The organism is Methylobacterium sp. yr668 (genome assembly GCF_900116245.1).
Lineage (GTDB): Bacteria > Pseudomonadota > Alphaproteobacteria > Rhizobiales > Beijerinckiaceae > Methylobacterium.
Map to the genome: position 1 here is coordinate 193,110 of NZ_FOZY01000007.1, position 14,656 is coordinate 207,765.

At 71.0% G+C, this 14,656-nt stretch carries 16 protein-coding genes; 9 read left to right on the forward strand and 7 right to left on the reverse strand.

Annotated elements, in window-relative coordinates; all coding sequences use genetic code 11:
* Positions 1-39 precede the first annotated feature (39 nt).
* From BM419_RS11630 to BM419_RS11645, 4 genes are all read left to right on the forward strand, one after another.
* Entirely contained in the window at positions 40-426 is a 387-nt protein-coding gene (locus BM419_RS11630) for a hypothetical protein (RefSeq protein ID WP_244492163.1), read from the forward strand.
* Between the two features lie 110 nt (positions 427-536).
* A complete protein-coding gene (locus BM419_RS11635; RefSeq protein WP_026604561.1) occupies positions 537-1,754 on the forward strand; it encodes an LL-diaminopimelate aminotransferase in 1,218 nt (405 codons plus the stop codon).
* A 134-nt stretch (positions 1,755-1,888) separates the two neighbouring features.
* Positions 1,889-2,101, forward strand: coding sequence for a hypothetical protein (locus tag BM419_RS11640; protein ID WP_020090818.1), 213 nt, complete (start codon positions 1,889-1,891; stop codon positions 2,099-2,101).
* Positions 2,102-2,214: 113 nt separating this feature from the next.
* Positions 2,215-2,574, forward strand: coding sequence for a hypothetical protein (locus tag BM419_RS11645; protein WP_020090817.1), 360 nt, complete (start codon positions 2,215-2,217; stop codon positions 2,572-2,574).
* A gap of 21 nt (positions 2,575-2,595) precedes the next feature.
* Here BM419_RS11645 and BM419_RS11650 read toward each other — a convergent pair whose 3' ends face one another.
* Positions 2,596-2,931, reverse strand: coding sequence for a DUF3140 domain-containing protein (locus BM419_RS11650; protein WP_091926510.1), 336 nt, complete (start codon positions 2,929-2,931; stop codon positions 2,596-2,598).
* A 223-nt stretch (positions 2,932-3,154) separates the two neighbouring features.
* On the opposite strand from BM419_RS11650, the gene prfB reads away from it, so the two are divergent.
* Positions 3,155-4,283, forward strand: a protein-coding gene (gene prfB, locus BM419_RS11655) for a peptide chain release factor 2 (RefSeq protein ID WP_100250568.1) whose coding sequence is annotated in 2 segments (ribosomal slippage) — positions 3,155-3,223 and positions 3,225-4,283 — 1,128 coding nt in all. Because the reading frame shifts where the segments join, the coding sequence is not laid out codon by codon here.
* A gap of 181 nt (positions 4,284-4,464) precedes the next feature.
* Here the strand turns inward: prfB and BM419_RS11660 are convergent.
* The 6 genes from BM419_RS11660 to BM419_RS11685 form a co-directional block, all read right to left on the reverse strand.
* Positions 4,465-6,066, reverse strand: a complete 1,602-nt coding sequence (locus BM419_RS11660; protein WP_091926512.1) for a gamma-glutamyltransferase family protein — start codon at positions 6,064-6,066, stop codon at positions 4,465-4,467.
* Between the two features lie 261 nt (positions 6,067-6,327).
* A complete protein-coding gene (locus tag BM419_RS11665; RefSeq protein WP_091676312.1) occupies positions 6,328-7,251 on the reverse strand; it encodes an ABC transporter ATP-binding protein in 924 nt (307 codons plus the stop codon).
* The gene (locus tag BM419_RS11670; protein ID WP_244534798.1) at positions 7,248-8,264 is read right to left on the reverse strand and encodes an ABC transporter ATP-binding protein; all 1,017 of its coding nucleotides are present in this window, start codon (positions 8,262-8,264) and stop codon (positions 7,248-7,250) included. The genes BM419_RS11665 and BM419_RS11670 overlap by 4 nt, the downstream gene beginning before the upstream one ends.
* Positions 8,265-8,272: 8 nt before the next feature.
* On the reverse strand, positions 8,273-9,202 hold the full coding sequence (locus tag BM419_RS11675; protein WP_091926514.1) for an ABC transporter permease: 930 nt from the start codon (positions 9,200-9,202) through the stop codon (positions 8,273-8,275).
* Positions 9,199-10,143, reverse strand: coding sequence for an ABC transporter permease (locus BM419_RS11680; protein ID WP_091676321.1), 945 nt, complete (start codon positions 10,141-10,143; stop codon positions 9,199-9,201). The genes BM419_RS11675 and BM419_RS11680 overlap by 4 nt, the downstream gene beginning before the upstream one ends.
* Positions 10,143-11,630, reverse strand: coding sequence for an ABC transporter substrate-binding protein (locus BM419_RS11685; RefSeq protein WP_091926515.1), 1,488 nt, complete (start codon positions 11,628-11,630; stop codon positions 10,143-10,145). Before BM419_RS11685 ends, BM419_RS11680 begins: the two co-directional genes overlap by 1 nt.
* Before the next feature lie 392 nt (positions 11,631-12,022).
* On the opposite strand from BM419_RS11685, the gene BM419_RS11690 reads away from it, so the two are divergent.
* The 4 genes from BM419_RS11690 to BM419_RS11705 all read left to right on the forward strand — a co-directional run bounded on the left by BM419_RS11690 (position 12,023) and on the right by BM419_RS11705 (position 14,480).
* Positions 12,023-12,562: a PilZ domain-containing protein gene (locus tag BM419_RS11690; protein ID WP_106735895.1), complete on the forward strand. Its 540-nt coding sequence runs from the start codon at positions 12,023-12,025 to the stop codon at positions 12,560-12,562.
* A 112-nt stretch (positions 12,563-12,674) separates the two neighbouring features.
* A complete protein-coding gene (locus BM419_RS11695) occupies positions 12,675-13,283 on the forward strand; it encodes a HupE/UreJ family protein (protein WP_091926516.1) in 609 nt (202 codons plus the stop codon).
* 62 nt (positions 13,284-13,345) lie between these two features.
* On the forward strand, positions 13,346-13,669 hold the full coding sequence (locus tag BM419_RS11700) for a winged helix-turn-helix domain-containing protein (RefSeq protein ID WP_210186914.1): 324 nt from the start codon (positions 13,346-13,348) through the stop codon (positions 13,667-13,669).
* A gap of 121 nt (positions 13,670-13,790) precedes the next feature.
* Positions 13,791-14,480 (forward strand): hypothetical protein, encoded by a 690-nt coding sequence (locus BM419_RS11705; protein ID WP_056531477.1) that lies wholly within the window; start codon positions 13,791-13,793, stop codon positions 14,478-14,480.
* Positions 14,481-14,656: the final 176 nt, after the last annotated feature.

Here is a 14,656-nt window from a genome sequence, read left to right on the forward strand (position 1 = left end):
CGATCTTTTCATACGCATGTGACGATGGATCGTGCCATTTTGAACCCCGCTATCCGCCCACATCGCGCCGGTCCGCTGCGCCGCCTGACGCGCGCGGCCGGCCTGGGCGTGCTGGTCGGCGCGCTCGGGGCCTGCTCGGGCGACGTCGTCCGCTCGCTGGCCTCCGATGCAGGCTACGGGCCGCGGGTCGTCGCGGCCCCGGATTTCGTCACGGACACCCGCAGCAAGGCGCAGCCCGACTTCATGCCGGTGGGCGTCGACGCGCCGAAGCGGCCGGTCCGGGCCAAGTCGGTCACGGGCCAGAAGGCCCTGGAGGCGGAGCTGGAGGGTGCCCGCGGCCGCAACGAGGCCCGGGGGCGGGCCGCCGAGAGCGCCGGGCGGGGCGCGGCCGCCACCGTCAAGCCGGCTCCGGCGGCGTCGCAGTAGCGGCCCTTTTTCAGGGTCGGCGGCGGCCCGCAACTCTGCTAGAGCACGTGGTTCGCCCGACCGGCCCAGACGAGAGACGCCGGATCCGGGACGCGCCGATGGACACGCCCATGACCGACTTCCACCGCATCAAGCGACTGCCGCCCTACGTCTTCGAGCAGGTCAACCGGATCAAGGCTGCCGCCCGCGCGCAGGGCGCCGACATCATCGATCTCGGCATGGGCAACCCGGATCTGGACGCGCCGAAGCACGTCATCGCCAAGCTGTGCGAGACGGCCGGGCGGCCGCGCACGGATCGCTACTCGGCCTCCAAGGGCATCGCGGGCCTGCGCAAGGCCCAGGCGGGCTATTACCAGCGGCGCTTCGGCGTGACCCTGAACCCCGACACCCAGGTGGTGGCGACTCTCGGGTCCAAGGAAGGGTTCGCCAACATGGCCCAGGCGATCACCGCGCCGGGCGACGTCGTGCTGGTGCCGAACCCGAGCTACCCGATCCACGCCTTCGGCTTCCTGATGGCCGGCGGCGTCATCCGCTCCGTGCCGGCCGAGCCGACGCCGGCGATGTTCCCCGCCCTGGAGCGGGCCATGCGCCACTCGATCCCGAAGCCGGTGGCGCTGGTCGTCTGCTACCCGTCGAACCCGACCGCCTACGTGGCGAGCCTCGACTTCTACCGCGACCTCGTGGCCTTCGCGAAGCAGCACGAGCTGATCCTGCTGTCGGACCTCGCCTACGCGGAAGTCTATTTCGACAACAACCCGCCGCCGTCGGTGCTGCAGGTGCCCGGCGCTATCGACTGCACGGTGGAGTTCACCTCGCTGTCGAAGACCTACTCGATGGCCGGCTGGCGGATGGGCTTCGCGGTGGGCAACGAGCGCCTGCTCGCGGCGCTCACCCGGGTGAAATCCTACCTCGATTACGGCGCCTTCACGCCGATCCAGGTCGCCGCGACGGCCGCCCTCAACGGCCCGGACGACTGCATCCACGAGATGCGCAGCATCTACAGGAAGCGTCGCGACGCGCTGGTGGAGTCCTTCGGCAAGGCCGGCTGGACCATCCCGTCGCCCGCCTCGTCGATGTTCGCCTGGGTGCCGATCCCCGAGCGGTACCGGGAACTGGGCAGCCTCGAATTCTCCAAGCTGCTCCTAGAGAAGTCCGACGTGGCGGTCGCGCCCGGCATCGGCTTCGGCGAGTTCGGTGACGAGTACGTCCGCATCGCGCTCGTGGAGAACGAGCAGCGCATCCGGCAGGCGGCGCGCAATATCCGCCGGTTCTTCGACGGCACCGACAAGACGCTGCACAACGTCCTGCCGATGGCCCGGACCGGCTAGACCGGCCCGCGCAAATTGTTGCCGCGGGGCGACAGACGCCGTCAAAGGTGTCGGCGCCCCGCGCCGGCGCTTGTCAGCGCGGGGCGCGATGGCCAGGGTCAGGTGCGGGGGTCTTCCCGCGTCCCGAGTCTCGCATGCGCCGCCTGAACCTCATCGCCGCCCTGCTGCTCGCCGCCGCGGCCTCGGCCTGCGCGCCGAACCCGATCATCGCCCGGGACCCGATCCCTGCGCCAGGGCCGGCGGACGTGTACGCGTGCGACTCGAAGCCGTTACCGGTCAACGCCTTCACGACCGATTGCCGCCCCGTCCCGGCGAGCCCGCAGGTCGTGCTGCGCGCGCGGGGCTGAACCCGCCCGGAATTTCGGTAACCGGTCGATTCGGACGGGCCGGACAAGCCGCCCGCGATCAGCTAGACTGTAGGCCAGATGCCGGCCCGCCCGGCCCCCTGACGGAGCATCGCGTGAGCACCAAGACCCTGATCGCCGCCGGATTGCTCGCCCTCCTGGCGGGGCAGGGCGCCTCGGCCTCCGACGCCGCATACCCGCCGGCGCCCTACCAGCCCCGAGCCTTCGTGTTCACCGCCCCGAACGGCCCGACGGTCCTGCAGACCGAGGGCTGCTGCCAGGTGGTGGTGCCGCCGGGCCGGCCCGATCTCGCCCAGCCCGCCGTGCCGGTGGCCGAGGTGATGAACGGCGGCGGCTTCGGCTACACCGGGTTCGACTACTACAACGACCAGATCACCGAGGGGCGGTTCGGCGCGCGCAAGCGGCCGCGGGAGTACGTGATCGCTCCGTCCTACATCGTGCCGCCGCGCTACTGAGCCGCCGGGCGTTCCGGGGCCTCAATCCTTCTGCGGCTCGTGGCCCCAGTTCATCAGCGACATCCGCCACGGGGAGTCGGGGTCCTTCCGGGCCTCGCCGCCCTGCTTGAGATGGCGGTGGACGTAGCCCACGACCTTGCGCATGGCGGCGTAGTCGTCGTCCGTCAGGTCGGCCTTCTTGGTGTCCTTGATCGCCAGGATCCGCCGGCCCATCTCGTGCCCGGTCGACTCGCCGCCGTCCTTCTTCTGGCCGACCTCCCGGCTCGCCGCGCTGTCGAGGTGCTTCTTCAGCGCCGCCGGCGTCATGTTGACGGCCTCGTTGAAGTCCTTCCACGTCGCCGCGTGATCGTCCGCCATCCGCCTGCCTCCCGGGCCGTGTCGCTCGTCCCCGACAACGCGCCCGAGGCTCGCCGGCTCGCCGCCATCCCTGCGGTCGGGCGCCGCACGGGCAACGGGCGACGCGGCGGGCGACGTGGCGGGCGACGTGGCGGGGAAGCGTTTACAGGCCGGGTCCCGGGGGGTATCACCCCGACCCGACGAGCTTCCATTCTCTCCCCACACCCCATTCCCGAAAAGCCAGATGCGCGCCGAGATCGAGCAAGCCTCGGATGCCGCCAAGCAGTCTATAGGGCTGCTGAGGAGGCATCTTTGACTGGGATACAGTCGATAAACGCCTCGCGGAGCTGAACGCGGCTTCCGAGGACCCCGACCTCTGGAACGACGCCGAGGCCGCCCAGAAGGTCATGCGCGAGCGCCAGCAGCTCGACGAGGCCGTCACGGCGATCAAGAAGCTCGAGCGCGACCTCGAGGACGGCGCCACGCTGATCGAGCTCGGCGAGATGGAGGGTGACGAATCCTCGATCCGCGAGGGCGAGGCGGCGATCCTGGCCGTCGAGAAGGAGGCCGCGAGCCGGCAGGTCGAGACGCTTCTGTCGGGCGAGGCCGACGGCTTCGACACCTATCTCGAGGTCCATGCCGGGGCCGGCGGCACCGAGAGCCAGGACTGGGCCAACATGCTCCAGCGCATGTATGCCCGCTGGGCCGAGCGCCGGAAGTACAAGGTCGAGGTCGTCGAGATGACCGACGGCGAGGAGGCCGGGATCAAGGGCGCCACGCTCCTGATCAAGGGTCACAACGCCTATGGCTGGCTCAAGACCGAGTCCGGCGTGCACCGTCTGGTGCGGATCTCGCCCTACGATTCCAGCGCCCGGCGGCATACCAGCTTCGCCAGCGTCTGGGTCTACCCGGTGATCGACGACCGGATCGAGATCGAGATCAAGGAATCCGACTGCCGGATCGATACCTACCGGTCGTCCGGCGCCGGCGGCCAGCACGTCAACACCACCGACTCGGCGGTGCGCATCACCCACAACCCCACCGGGATCGTGGTGGCGTGCCAGCAGGAGCGCTCCCAGCACAAGAACCGGGCGACCGCCTGGAACATGCTGCGCGCCCGCCTGTACGAGCTGGAGCTGAAGAAGCGCGAGGAGAAGGCCAACGCCGAGGCCGCCGCCAAGACGGATATCGGCTGGGGCCACCAGATCCGGTCCTACGTGCTGCAGCCGTACCAGCTGGTGAAGGACCTGCGCACCGGCACCCAGTCCACCGATCCGGACGAGGTGCTCGACGGCGACCTCGACCCGTTCATGGAGGCCTCGCTCGCGCAGCGGGTCTACGGCGGCGTTGAGGCGGTCGAGGATATCGACTGAGGCGGCGTGAGCTGCCTCCCCGTCATCACGAGCGCAGCGAAGTGACCCAGGGCGGCGCGCGATCGATCAGCGTGGCGCGACCCTGGATCGCTTCGCTCCGCTCGCAATGACGGCGGTGCTGACAGAGAGCGCCGTTGAGGCCAAAGGATGAGCGCCGGGGGCGCCCATCCTCCCACGCCTCTCAATACCCCAGCGCCGCCCCGTCCTTGCGCGGGTCGGATCCGGCCGCCAGCGTGCCGGCCTTGCGGTCGATCCAGATGACCTGCCCCCCGCCGAGCGGCAGCGGCGCGCGGATCGCCGGGTGGCCGCGCTCGACCAGCCCCGTCATCACGGCGTCGGAGATCCCGCCCTCGACCTCCAGGCTGCCGCCGTAGGCGAAGCTGCGCGGGGCATCGAGGGCCTCCTGCACGTCGAGGCCCCGGTCGAGGAGACCGGAGAGCAGCTCGACATGGCCCATGGCTTGGTAATGGCCGCCCATGACGCCGAACGGCGCGACGGCCTGCCCGTCCTTCATCAGCATGCCGGGGATGATCGTGTGCATCGGCCGCTTGCCCGGCCCGACGCTGTTCGGGTGGCCGCCCTCCGTGCGGAACGACAGGCCGCGATTGTGCAGCAGCACGCCGCTCTCGGGCGCCAGGATGCCGGAGCCGAAGCCCTGGAAGATCGAGTTGATCAGCGACAGCGCGTTGCCGTCCCGGTCGACCACGCAGAGGTAGACCGTGTCCTTATGGGCGCGGCCCTCGGCCATCTCGCGGGCGATCTCGGGATAGATCTCCGGCTCGCGGGCCCGGCCCATGTCGATCGCGCCGTGGGCGGCGGCCTTCCAGGCGTCGGAGAGCAGGTGCTCGACCGGCACGTTGGCGAGGGCCGCGTCGCCGAACAGCACGTCGCGGTGATGGTAGCCCTGCTTGCAGACCTCGGCGAAGAGGTGGAGCCGGTCGAGGTCGGAGAGCGCGCCGACATCGTAGTGCGACAGCACGTTCAGCATCATCAGCGCCGCCAGACCCTGGCCGGCGGGCGGGCACTCGTAGACGTCGTAGCCGCGGTAGCGGGTCGAGACCGGCACGACCACGTCGGGCCGGGCGGCGGCGAAGTCGTCCAGCGTGTGCAGGCCGCCGAGGGCGTTCAGCCGGCTAACCATGTCCTCGGCGACGGGGCCCGTGTAGAAGGCGGGCGCGCCCGCCTCGGCGATCTTCCGGAGCGTCGCGGCGAGCTTCGGCAAGCGGACGACGCTGCCGATCGCCGGCGCCTGCCCGCCGGGCAGGTAGGTCTCGGCGGCGTGCGGATCCGCGGCGACGCGCTCGGCGCCGCGCAGCCAGTCCCATCCCACCCGCTGCTGGACGACGAACCCGTCCTCCGCGTAGCGGATCGCCGGCTGGAGCAGCTCGCCCAGCGACCGGGTGCCATGCTCGCGCACCAGCAGGTCCCAGGCCGCGACCGCGCCCGGCACCGTCACGGCGTGGGGGGAGGTGGGCGTGATCGCGACGCCGTGCTCGGCGTACCAGTCGGGCGTCGCGGCGGCGGGCGCGCGGCCCGAGCCATCGAGGGCGATGGGCTTGGTGGCGCCCGCGGGGGCGTAGAGCGCGAAGCAGTCGCCGCCGATCCCGGTCATCAGCGGGTCGACCACGCACTGCACGGCCACCGCCGCGATACCGGCATCGACGGCATTTCCGCCCGCGCGCAGCACCTCGATGGCGGCGAGCGTCGAGAGCGGGTGCGAGGTCGCGACCGCGGCGTTGGCGGCGTAGACCGGGGAGCGGCCGGGGGCGGAGAAGTCTCTCACGGGATGTCCTGCTCTGCTGGGTGACTTAAAGAATCACCGCTCGATGCATATCGCCACCTCGGGATGAGGCGGTGATGGAGATGAAGGCGCGGCCTCGTCCATGACGGATGGCTTCGCCGCCTCGTCTCTGCGAGCGCAGCGAAGCAATCCAGTCGGCGCAACGCTGAGCAACCTCGCGCTGCCCTGGGTCACTTCGCTGCGCTCGTGATGACGGCGGAGGCCGGGCTGACCGGTTGTTCCGATCGAGGATCGCCTGGACGATCACGCGTGCTGCCCTCTCGGCAGCGCCACCCAGTGCCCAGGCGCCACCTCGGTGAGCGGCCCGTCGGGCGGCTGGTCGTGGCCGGCGAGGTCCCGCGCGGCGAGGCGGGCGCGCTCCTCGGCCGGGTGCGGCACCGGCACCGCGGCGAGCAGGCGGCGCGTGTAGGGGTGGCGCGGATCCTCGTAGAGCGCGTCGGCCTCGGCCAGCTCGACGATCCGCCCGCGCCAGAGCACCGCGACCCGGTGGCAGAGGTAGCGCACCATCCGCAGGTCGTGCGAGATGAACAGGTAGGACAGGCCCATCTCGTCCTGCAGGTCCTGCAGCAGGTTCACCACCTGCGCCTGGATCGAGACGTCGAGCGCCGCGATCGGCTCGTCGGCGACGATGAAGCTGGGCTTCAGGGCGATCGCCCGGGCGATGCAGATGCGCTGCCGCTGGCCGCCCGAGAACTGATGCGGGTAGCGGCCCATGAAGCGTGGATCGAGCCCGACCCGCTGGAACAGGGCCGCCACCGCCTCCCGCCGCTCCGGGCCGCGCATATCCCGCCGATGCAGCTTGAACGCCTCCGCGACGTACTCGCCGGCGCTCATCCGCGGGTTGAGGGCCGCGTAGGGATCCTGGAACACGGTCTGGATCCGCGCGCGCATCTTGCGCATGGCGCCCGCCGAGAGCTTGGCGAGGTCGGTGCCCTCGAAGGCGATCGTGCCCGAGGTCGGCGGGTTGAGCATGGTCACGGCCCGGCCGATGGTGGATTTGCCGGAGCCGGACTCGCCCACGAGGCCCAGGGTCTCGCCGGGGCGGATGTCGAAGCTCACGCCCTCGACGGCGCGGAACACCGCGCCCTTGCCGCCCCACCAGGAGCGGAGGGGATAATGCTTGGACAGGTCGCGCACCGAGACGACCGGCTGCTGCGACGCGTTCATCGCGCGGCCTCCTCACCCAGGAGTTTTGGCAAATCGTACCAGGCGGCGACGAGGTGGCCCGGAGCGGCGCCGGGCGCCTGCGCCAGGGGCGGCATCTCGGCCCGGCAGCGCGGCGTCGCGTAGGCGTTGCGCGGCGCGAACGGGTCGCCCGGCGGGAGATGGCGCATGTCCGGCGGCGCGCCCTCGATCTGGTGGAGGCGCCGCCGCCCGGCGCGGCCGCCGGAGAGATCCGGCAGGGACCGCAGCAGGCCGAGCGTGTAGGCGTTGCGGGGATCGGCGAAGATGTCGTCGACCGGGCCGCGCTCCAGGATCCGGCCGGCATACATCACCTGCACGGTGTCGCTGATGCCCGCCACCACACCGAGATCGTGGGTGATCCAGATGATCGCCATGCCGAGCTCACGCTTCAGCTCCTGCACCAGGGCGACGATCTCGGCCTGGACGGTGACGTCGAGCGCCGTGGTCGCCTCGTCGGCGATCAGCAGCTTCGGCCGGCAGCTCAGGCCGATCGCGATCATCACGCGCTGGCGCTGGCCGCCGGAGAACTCGTGCGGGTACTGGTCGAGGCGCGCGGCCGCGTTCGGGATGCGCACGAGGTCGAGCAGCTCCCGGGCCCGGGCGCGGGCCGCGCGGGCGTCGAGGCCGAGATGGATGCGCAGCGGCTCGACGATCTGCGCCGCCACGGTCATGCCGGGGTTGAGCGAGCTCATCGGGTCCTGGAACACGAAGCCGATCGCGCCGCCGCGGATCTTGCGCAGGTCCCGCTCCTTCAGGGCGAGGAGGTCACGTCCCTCGAACAGCACCTGCCCGCCGGTGATGCGGCCGGGCGGGCGCGGGATCAGGCCCAGCATGGCCAGCACGTGCACGCTCTTGCCGGAGCCGGACTCGCCGACGATCCCCAGCGTCTCGCCCTCGTGCAGGGTGTAGGACACGCCGTTGACCGCGTGGACCGCGCCGCCGTCGGTGTCGAAGGCGACCGCGAGGTCGCGGACGTCGAGGAGGGGCTTCGTCATCGCGGCCGTCATGTGCGCTGCCTCGGATCGAGGGCGTCCCGCAGGCCGTCGCCGAACAGGTTGAAGGCGAGCACCGCGAGGAAGATCGACAGGCCGGGCCAGATCGCCATCCAGGGCGCCTCGTCCATGAAGTTCTTGGCGGTGTTGAGCATCGCCCCCCAGGACGGCTCGGGCGGCTGCTGACCGAGGCCGAGGAACGACAGGCTCGCCTCCGCGATGATCGCGGCCGCGATGGTCAGCGTCGCCTGCACGAGGATCGCCGGGACGATGTTGGGCAGGATGTGGACCCGGGCGATCCGCCAGGGCGGGTTGCCCATGGCGCGCGCGGCCTCGACGAACTCCTCCGCCGCCACGGCGCGCACCTGCGCCCGGGTCAGCCGGATGAAGGTCGAGGTCGCCGAGAGGCCGATCGCGATCATCGCGTTGACGAGGCTCGGGCCCAGGAAGGCGGCGAGCGCGATCGCCAGGATCAGGAACGGGATCGCCAGCAGCGCGTCGGTAAGCCGGGAGATCGCGCCGTCGATCCAGCCACCCGCGTAGCCGGCGAGCAATCCCAGGGGCAGGCCGAGGGACACCGCCAGCGCCACTGAGACGAGGCCGGCGCCGAGCGAGGCCCGGGTGCCGAAGATGATCCGCGAGAGCACGTCGCGCCCGACCTCGTCGCCGCCGAACGGGTGCGCGAGGCTCGGGGGCCCGCGGACGTTGCCCCAGTCGGTGGCTGTCGGGTCGTAGGGAGCGATCCAGGGCGCGAACACCGCCATCAGCACCAGCAGGCCGACGATGACGAGGCCCACGACCGCGCTCCGGCGCGCGCGCAGGCGTCGCCAGAAGGCCGCGAGGGTGCCGGGCTCTTGGAGGATGGCGTGGGCGGGGGTGCCGGACGGGGCGGCCTCCAGGCCGACCGCCTCGGCGCGGGCGATCTCGCTGCCGGTGCTCATGCCCGCCTCAGCTTCGGGTTCACGGCCGCCGCGAGCAGGTCGGCGGCGAGGTTCAGGGCGATGTAGGTGGCGGCCGTGCAGATCACGACGCCCTGCACGGTGGCGAAGTCCCGGTTGAACACCGCATCGACCATCAGCTTGCCGAAGCCCGGCACGGAGAAGACCTGCTCGGTGAGCACCGCTCCGGAGAGGAGCTGGCCGAATTCCAGCGCGCCGAGGGTGATGATCGGGATCGCGGCGTTGGGCAGCGCGTGCCGCAGGGTGACCCGCAGCGGCGAGACGCCCTTGGCGCGCGCGGTGCGGACGTAGTCGGAGCCGAGCACGCCGAGCATCGCCGCGCGGGTGTGGCGCATCATCACCGCCGCGATGGCGTTGCCGAGCACGAAGGCCGGCATCGCCATGGCGGCGAGGTTCTCCGACAGGCTCTCGAAGGGCGAGACGTAGCCCGAGGCCGGCAGCCAGCCGAGCTCCACCGAGAACAGCAGGATCAGCAGGATCCCGAGCCAGAAATTCGGCACCGACAGGCCCCAGAGGGCCACGCCGTTCGCGATCGTGTCGGCGGCCTGCCCGCGCTTGACCGCCGAGAGCACGCCCATCGGCACGCCGATGGCCAGCGCCACCAGCATGGCGAGGCAGGCGAGTTCGAGCGTCACCGGCAGCTTCTCGACGATCAGCTCGGAGACCGGCTTCTGCAGCCGGATCGACTCGCCGAGATCCCCCCGCAGCACGCCGCCGGCCCAGTAGGCGTAGCGCACCGGCAGGGGCTCATCGAGGTGGTATTTTTCCCGGATGAACGCGATCACCTGCGGATCACGCTCCTCGCCGGTGAGCGCCGTGGCGACGTCGCCCGGCAGCAATTGCTGCAGGGCGAAGATGATCATCGAGGCGAGGATCAGGGTCGGGACCGCCAGGGCAAGGCGCCGTGCCAGAAACCGCAGCATCAGTTCAGCTTCAGCCCGGTGAAACGCACGAGCCCGTCCGGGTAGGGCACGAAACCCGTGATCTTCTGGCTGTAGGCCCAGAGCAGCTTGCGGTGCAGGATGTAGATGCCCGGCCGGTCCTTCAGGACCTGATCGGCCAGGGCCTTCCAGGCGGCCTTGCGCTTGGCCGGATCCACCGTCCCGCGCTCCGCCTGGAGGGCCGCGTCGGCTTCCGGGCTGCAGTACTTGGGATAGTTCAGCGCCGCCTTGCAGGCCAGGAAGCTGAACGTGTTGCCGTCCGGGTCCGAGCGGCCGCTCCAGGAATAGAGCTGCGCCTCGTAATTACCCTTGTCGGCGGCATCGAGCGCCGTGGTGAAGTCCACGGCCTGGATCTTCACGTCGAAGCCGGCCTCCTTGGTCATCGCCTGGATCACCTGACCCACCTGGGGCGACTCGCTGTTGGCGTAGACGGTCAGCGTGATCTGCGGGTTCGGCTTGCCGGCCTCGGCGAGCAGCGCCTTGGCCTTGGCGACGTCCCGCTTCGGGATCGGGTACTCGGCCACGTAGTTCGGGTTCTTCGGGTTGACCCACTGGTTCCCGGCCAGGAACTCGCCGTTGTAGACGACCTGATTGATGGCGTTGCGGTCGATGGCGGCCTCGAAGGCCTCGCGCACCTTCGGGTCGGAGACCGGCGAGCCGGCCTTGTGGGGATTGAACAGGATCTCCTGGAAGCCGAGTTCGGTGGTCGAGTCGAGCTTGAGCTTGGCGTCGCGCTTCACCTGGGGCACGTCGGTGGGAGCGAGGCGCTCCAAGAGGTCGAGCTGTCCGGCGCGCAGGTTGGTGAGCCGCACGGTGGCGTCGGGGATCGGCCGGAACTCGATCCGCTGGATGTGGATCGCGTCCTTGTTCCAGTAGTCGGGGAAGCGCTCGACCACGATCCGGTCCTGCGGCACCCGCTCGACGAACTTGTACGGACCGGCGCAGACCGGCGCGGAGGCGAACTTGTCGCCGAGCCGCTCGGCGGCCTTGGGCGAGACCATCATGCCGGCCCGGTCGGTGAACTGCGCCAGCAGCGGCGCGAACGGCTGCTTCAGGTTGATGCGGAAGGTCAGGTCGTCGACCACGTCCACGGAGTCGATCGGCGCGATCTCCGAGCGGCGCTGCGAGCCCGGCATCTTCATGTGCCGCTCGATCGAGAACTTGGCGGCGGCGGCGTCGAGCTTCTCGCCGTCGTGGAACAGCACGCCCGGACGCAGGTGCATGGTCAGCGCCTTCTCGTCGGGCGACAGCTCCCAGGAGGTGGCGAGCTGCGGCACCGGTTTCAGGTCCGGGCCGATATCCACGAGCTTGTCGCAGAGCGCGGCGAACACCATCCGGCTCGCGAAGGTCCGGGCGAGCGTCGGGTCGAGGGCGTCCGGATCCTCCATCATGCCGTAGCGCAGGGTCTGCGCGGCGGCGGGCCCGGTGAGGGCGAGCCCGGCGAGGAGACAGGCGGCGTAACGCAACATGAGACCGATCCGGGTGGAGGCGGGAGAAGCGGAGCGGACCGGCCGGTCCGTTCCGGAGGCGGCCGGCAGTGTTGCGCGGCCGTTTGGCATGCACAATCCCAGGCAGCATCCATGCCATACAATCAGGATGCATCTTTTATTCAATCCGCGCCGCGAGCCTCTGAGGCCGCCGTTTCGAGCCGGCCGGCGGCCTTCGATGACGGCGCGACCGCGCCCAGCGTCGAGATCGGCCTTCGACAGCTCCGTGAGCGCCGGATCTGAGGTGCGACTTAGATCGGGATAAGTCCAATTTTACGCATTGCTTGAACAGGCCAGAAGAAACTCCGGCCCCAGAAGGTCGCCGATGTATTCTTTATGATGATGCGGGTGTGATGGTCCGGCGGCACATCGTCATGTTGCCCGCGTTGTGCTGGAACCAGCGGCGTCGCGATTTCTACGCCGTGACCGCCGACGTCTCGACCGAGGGCATCCGGTTCCGCTCCTCGTCGCTCCTGGTGCCGGGTGAGCATCTCACCTGCAGCATCCGCCATATCGGCACGCTCGAGGCCCGCATCGCCCGCGTGGCCGGTCAGGAGTTCGTTGTCTGTGTCCGTGGCGGGCGCGCAACTCTCACTGACGTTGCCCGTCAGTTCGTGACGTTGGCAAAGGCCCAGGACCTGCAACCCGAACCGATCCGCGCGCACCGTCGGATCGTGCCGAAGCAGAAGATCGTCCAGATCACCACTTCATCGGGCGAGGCCCTCCAGGGACACGTCCTCAACGTTTCGGCCTCCGGCGTCGCCCTGCTCGTCGATCACGCGCTGGAGATCGGGGCGATGATCCGCGTCGGGCGAAAGACCGCCACCGTGATGCGCCACTTCACCCACGGTGTCGGGGCCGCCTTCTCGGAGCCGTTCGCGCCGTCCGCGGTCCACGAGGCGATGTCGCTCTGAGGGCCGCCCGCGGATCCGGGCGCCGCCGCGGAGCGTCGATCGTTGGCCACCGGCCCCTCGCAGAGGCGGCGGAAGGGCGCTACAACTTCGCGGGTCCAGCGAAGGATCACCGATGAAGCGACCGCTCTCCGCCCGTTCCGCCACATCCCTGGCGCTCCTGCCGGCCGCACTCGTCCTGCTGCCCCAGGCGGCCTTCGCCCATCCGGGGCACGGCACCGCGACGGGCGCGGAGGCGGGGTTCCTCCATCCGCTCCTGGGCGCCGACCATGTTCTCGCGATGGTCGCGGTCGGCCTCCTCGCCAGCCTGCGCGGCGGACGGGCGCTCTGGGCGCTGCCCCTGTCGTTCCTGGCGTTGATGAGCGTGGGGGCGGGGCTGGGCATGGCCGGCGCGGTGCTGCCGCATGTCGAGCTCGGGATCGCGCTGTCCATCGTCGTGTTCGGCCTCGCCGCCATCGTCGGCCTGCGCGCGCCGGTGGCCCTGCTGGCTGCCCTGGTCGGGGTCTTCGCGGTGTTCCACGGCTACGCCCACGGCGCCGAGATGCCCGAGACCGCCTCCGGCCTGTCCTTCGGCCTCGGGTTCCTCGCGGCCACCGCGCTCCTGCACGCCGCGGGGATCGGACTCGGCGCCGCAGCGTCGCGGATCGGAGCGACGCTGGCCGCCCCGGCCCTCGGTGCCGGCCTCGCCGCGGCCGGTCTCGCGCTGCTGGCGCTCCCCGCCTGAGCGCCGTACCCGACCCGCTCCGGAGCCCCGCCCGGGCCGCGGGCGCGGCGCCCCGGCTGAGCATCCGCATCGATCTCGGGCCGGGGCACCGCCTCGGCCCCGGCAAGGTGCGGCTCCTGGAGATGATCGCCGAGCACGGTTCCATCGCGGGCGCCGGCCGCGCGCTGGGCATGTCGTACCGCCGGGCCTGGCTGCTGGTCGAGGCGATGAACACCGGCTTCGGTCGCCCCGTGGTCGAGGCGCAGACCGGTGGCCGGGCCGGCGGGGGCGCGCGCCTCTCGGCCTTCGGCGCCGACGTGGTGCGGCGCTACCGGGCCGTGGAGGCGGCCGCGGAGGCGGCGGCCGCGCCGTTCCTGATCTGTCTGGGACAGGCCGGGGACGCGTAACCGGGCCGGGCACGGGCGCGAACCCGGATGCGATGTCACAGGCCCTCGTGGGCTGACATCCCATCATCCCGCCCCACGTCCAGCCGGTCGCGACAATCCCGGCACCAGGAAGAGAACCCCCATGGCAAAACTCACGACGCTCGCCCTGATGGGGCTGCTGGCCGTCACCACCGGTGCGCAGGCGGCGCCGAAGGTCGAGCGCCTGCGCGGGACCGTCGAGGCGGTCGCGGGCGGCGGCTTCACGCTGAAGACACGGGACGGCGCGTCGGAGACCGTGGCGCTCGCCCCCGACGCCAAGGTTTCCTGGGTGGTCCCGTCGAGTCTCGACGCGATCAGGGACGGGGTCTTCATCGGCACGGCCACGAAGGGCGAGCCGCCGGTGGCCCTGGAGGTGGTGCTGTTCCCCGAGGCGATGCGCGGCACCGGCGAGGGACACTACGACTGGGACATGATCCCCGACCACACCGCGGGCGGGGCGCCGGTGCGGAGCGCCATGACCAACGGAACCGTGAAGGCGGACGTGCGCTCGACCGCTCCCGACGCGCCCCGTGTGAAGAGCGCGATGACCAACGGGACGGTCAAGGCGAGCCGCGGCGGGGCGGAGCGGACCCTCACGGTCGATTACGGTCAGGGCCAGTCGCTGCAGATCCTGGTACCGCCACAGGCGCCGGTCGTCAGCTTCGAGCCCGCCAGCGCCGCGGCCGTAGCGCCCGGCGCCAAGGTCTTCGTGATCGCCGCGCGCGGGGACGACGGCCGCATCACGGCGCGGCGCGTCGCCGTCGGAAAGGACGGGCTGACGCCGCCCATGTAAGGCGCCCGTCCGGCGCTGGCGAATCGGCTGGGACGGCGTGAGCCGCCCGGTCCCGGGTCGGGGCCGGGCGAAAGGCTGCCCGTCGGCGCGGCAGCTCAGCCGCTCAGGACAGCATTCGTGCACATTCGGCGGACCGTTGCCGACTAAAGCGCCCCGAGAATGTTGCCAGGCCGCAA

Excerpts from the sequence above, each read along its gene's own strand:
- BM419_RS11635 (WP_026604561.1), top strand. The coding sequence starts at position 537 with ATGACCGACTTCCACCGCATCAAGCGACTGCCGCCCTACGTCTTCGAG.
- BM419_RS11640 (WP_020090818.1), top strand. The coding sequence starts at position 1,889 with ATGCGCCGCCTGAACCTCATCGCCGCCCTGCTGCTCGCCGCCGCGGCC.
- BM419_RS11650 (WP_091926510.1), bottom strand. The coding sequence starts at position 2,931 with ATGGCGGACGATCACGCGGCGACGTGGAAGGACTTCAACGAGGCCGTC.
- BM419_RS11665 (WP_091676312.1), bottom strand. The coding sequence starts at position 7,251 with ATGAACGCGTCGCAGCAGCCGGTCGTCTCGGTGCGCGACCTGTCCAAG.
- BM419_RS11670 (WP_244534798.1), bottom strand. The coding sequence starts at position 8,264 with ATGACGAAGCCCCTCCTCGACGTCCGCGACCTCGCGGTCGCCTTCGAC.
- BM419_RS11675 (WP_091926514.1), bottom strand. The coding sequence starts at position 9,202 with ATGAGCACCGGCAGCGAGATCGCCCGCGCCGAGGCGGTCGGCCTGGAG.
- BM419_RS11680 (WP_091676321.1), bottom strand. The coding sequence starts at position 10,143 with ATGCTGCGGTTTCTGGCACGGCGCCTTGCCCTGGCGGTCCCGACCCTG.
- BM419_RS11685 (WP_091926515.1), bottom strand. The coding sequence starts at position 11,630 with ATGTTGCGTTACGCCGCCTGTCTCCTCGCCGGGCTCGCCCTCACCGGG.
- BM419_RS11690 (WP_106735895.1), top strand. The coding sequence starts at position 12,023 with ATGTTGCCCGCGTTGTGCTGGAACCAGCGGCGTCGCGATTTCTACGCC.
- BM419_RS11695 (WP_091926516.1), top strand. The coding sequence starts at position 12,675 with ATGAAGCGACCGCTCTCCGCCCGTTCCGCCACATCCCTGGCGCTCCTG.
- BM419_RS11705 (WP_056531477.1), top strand. The coding sequence starts at position 13,791 with ATGGCAAAACTCACGACGCTCGCCCTGATGGGGCTGCTGGCCGTCACC.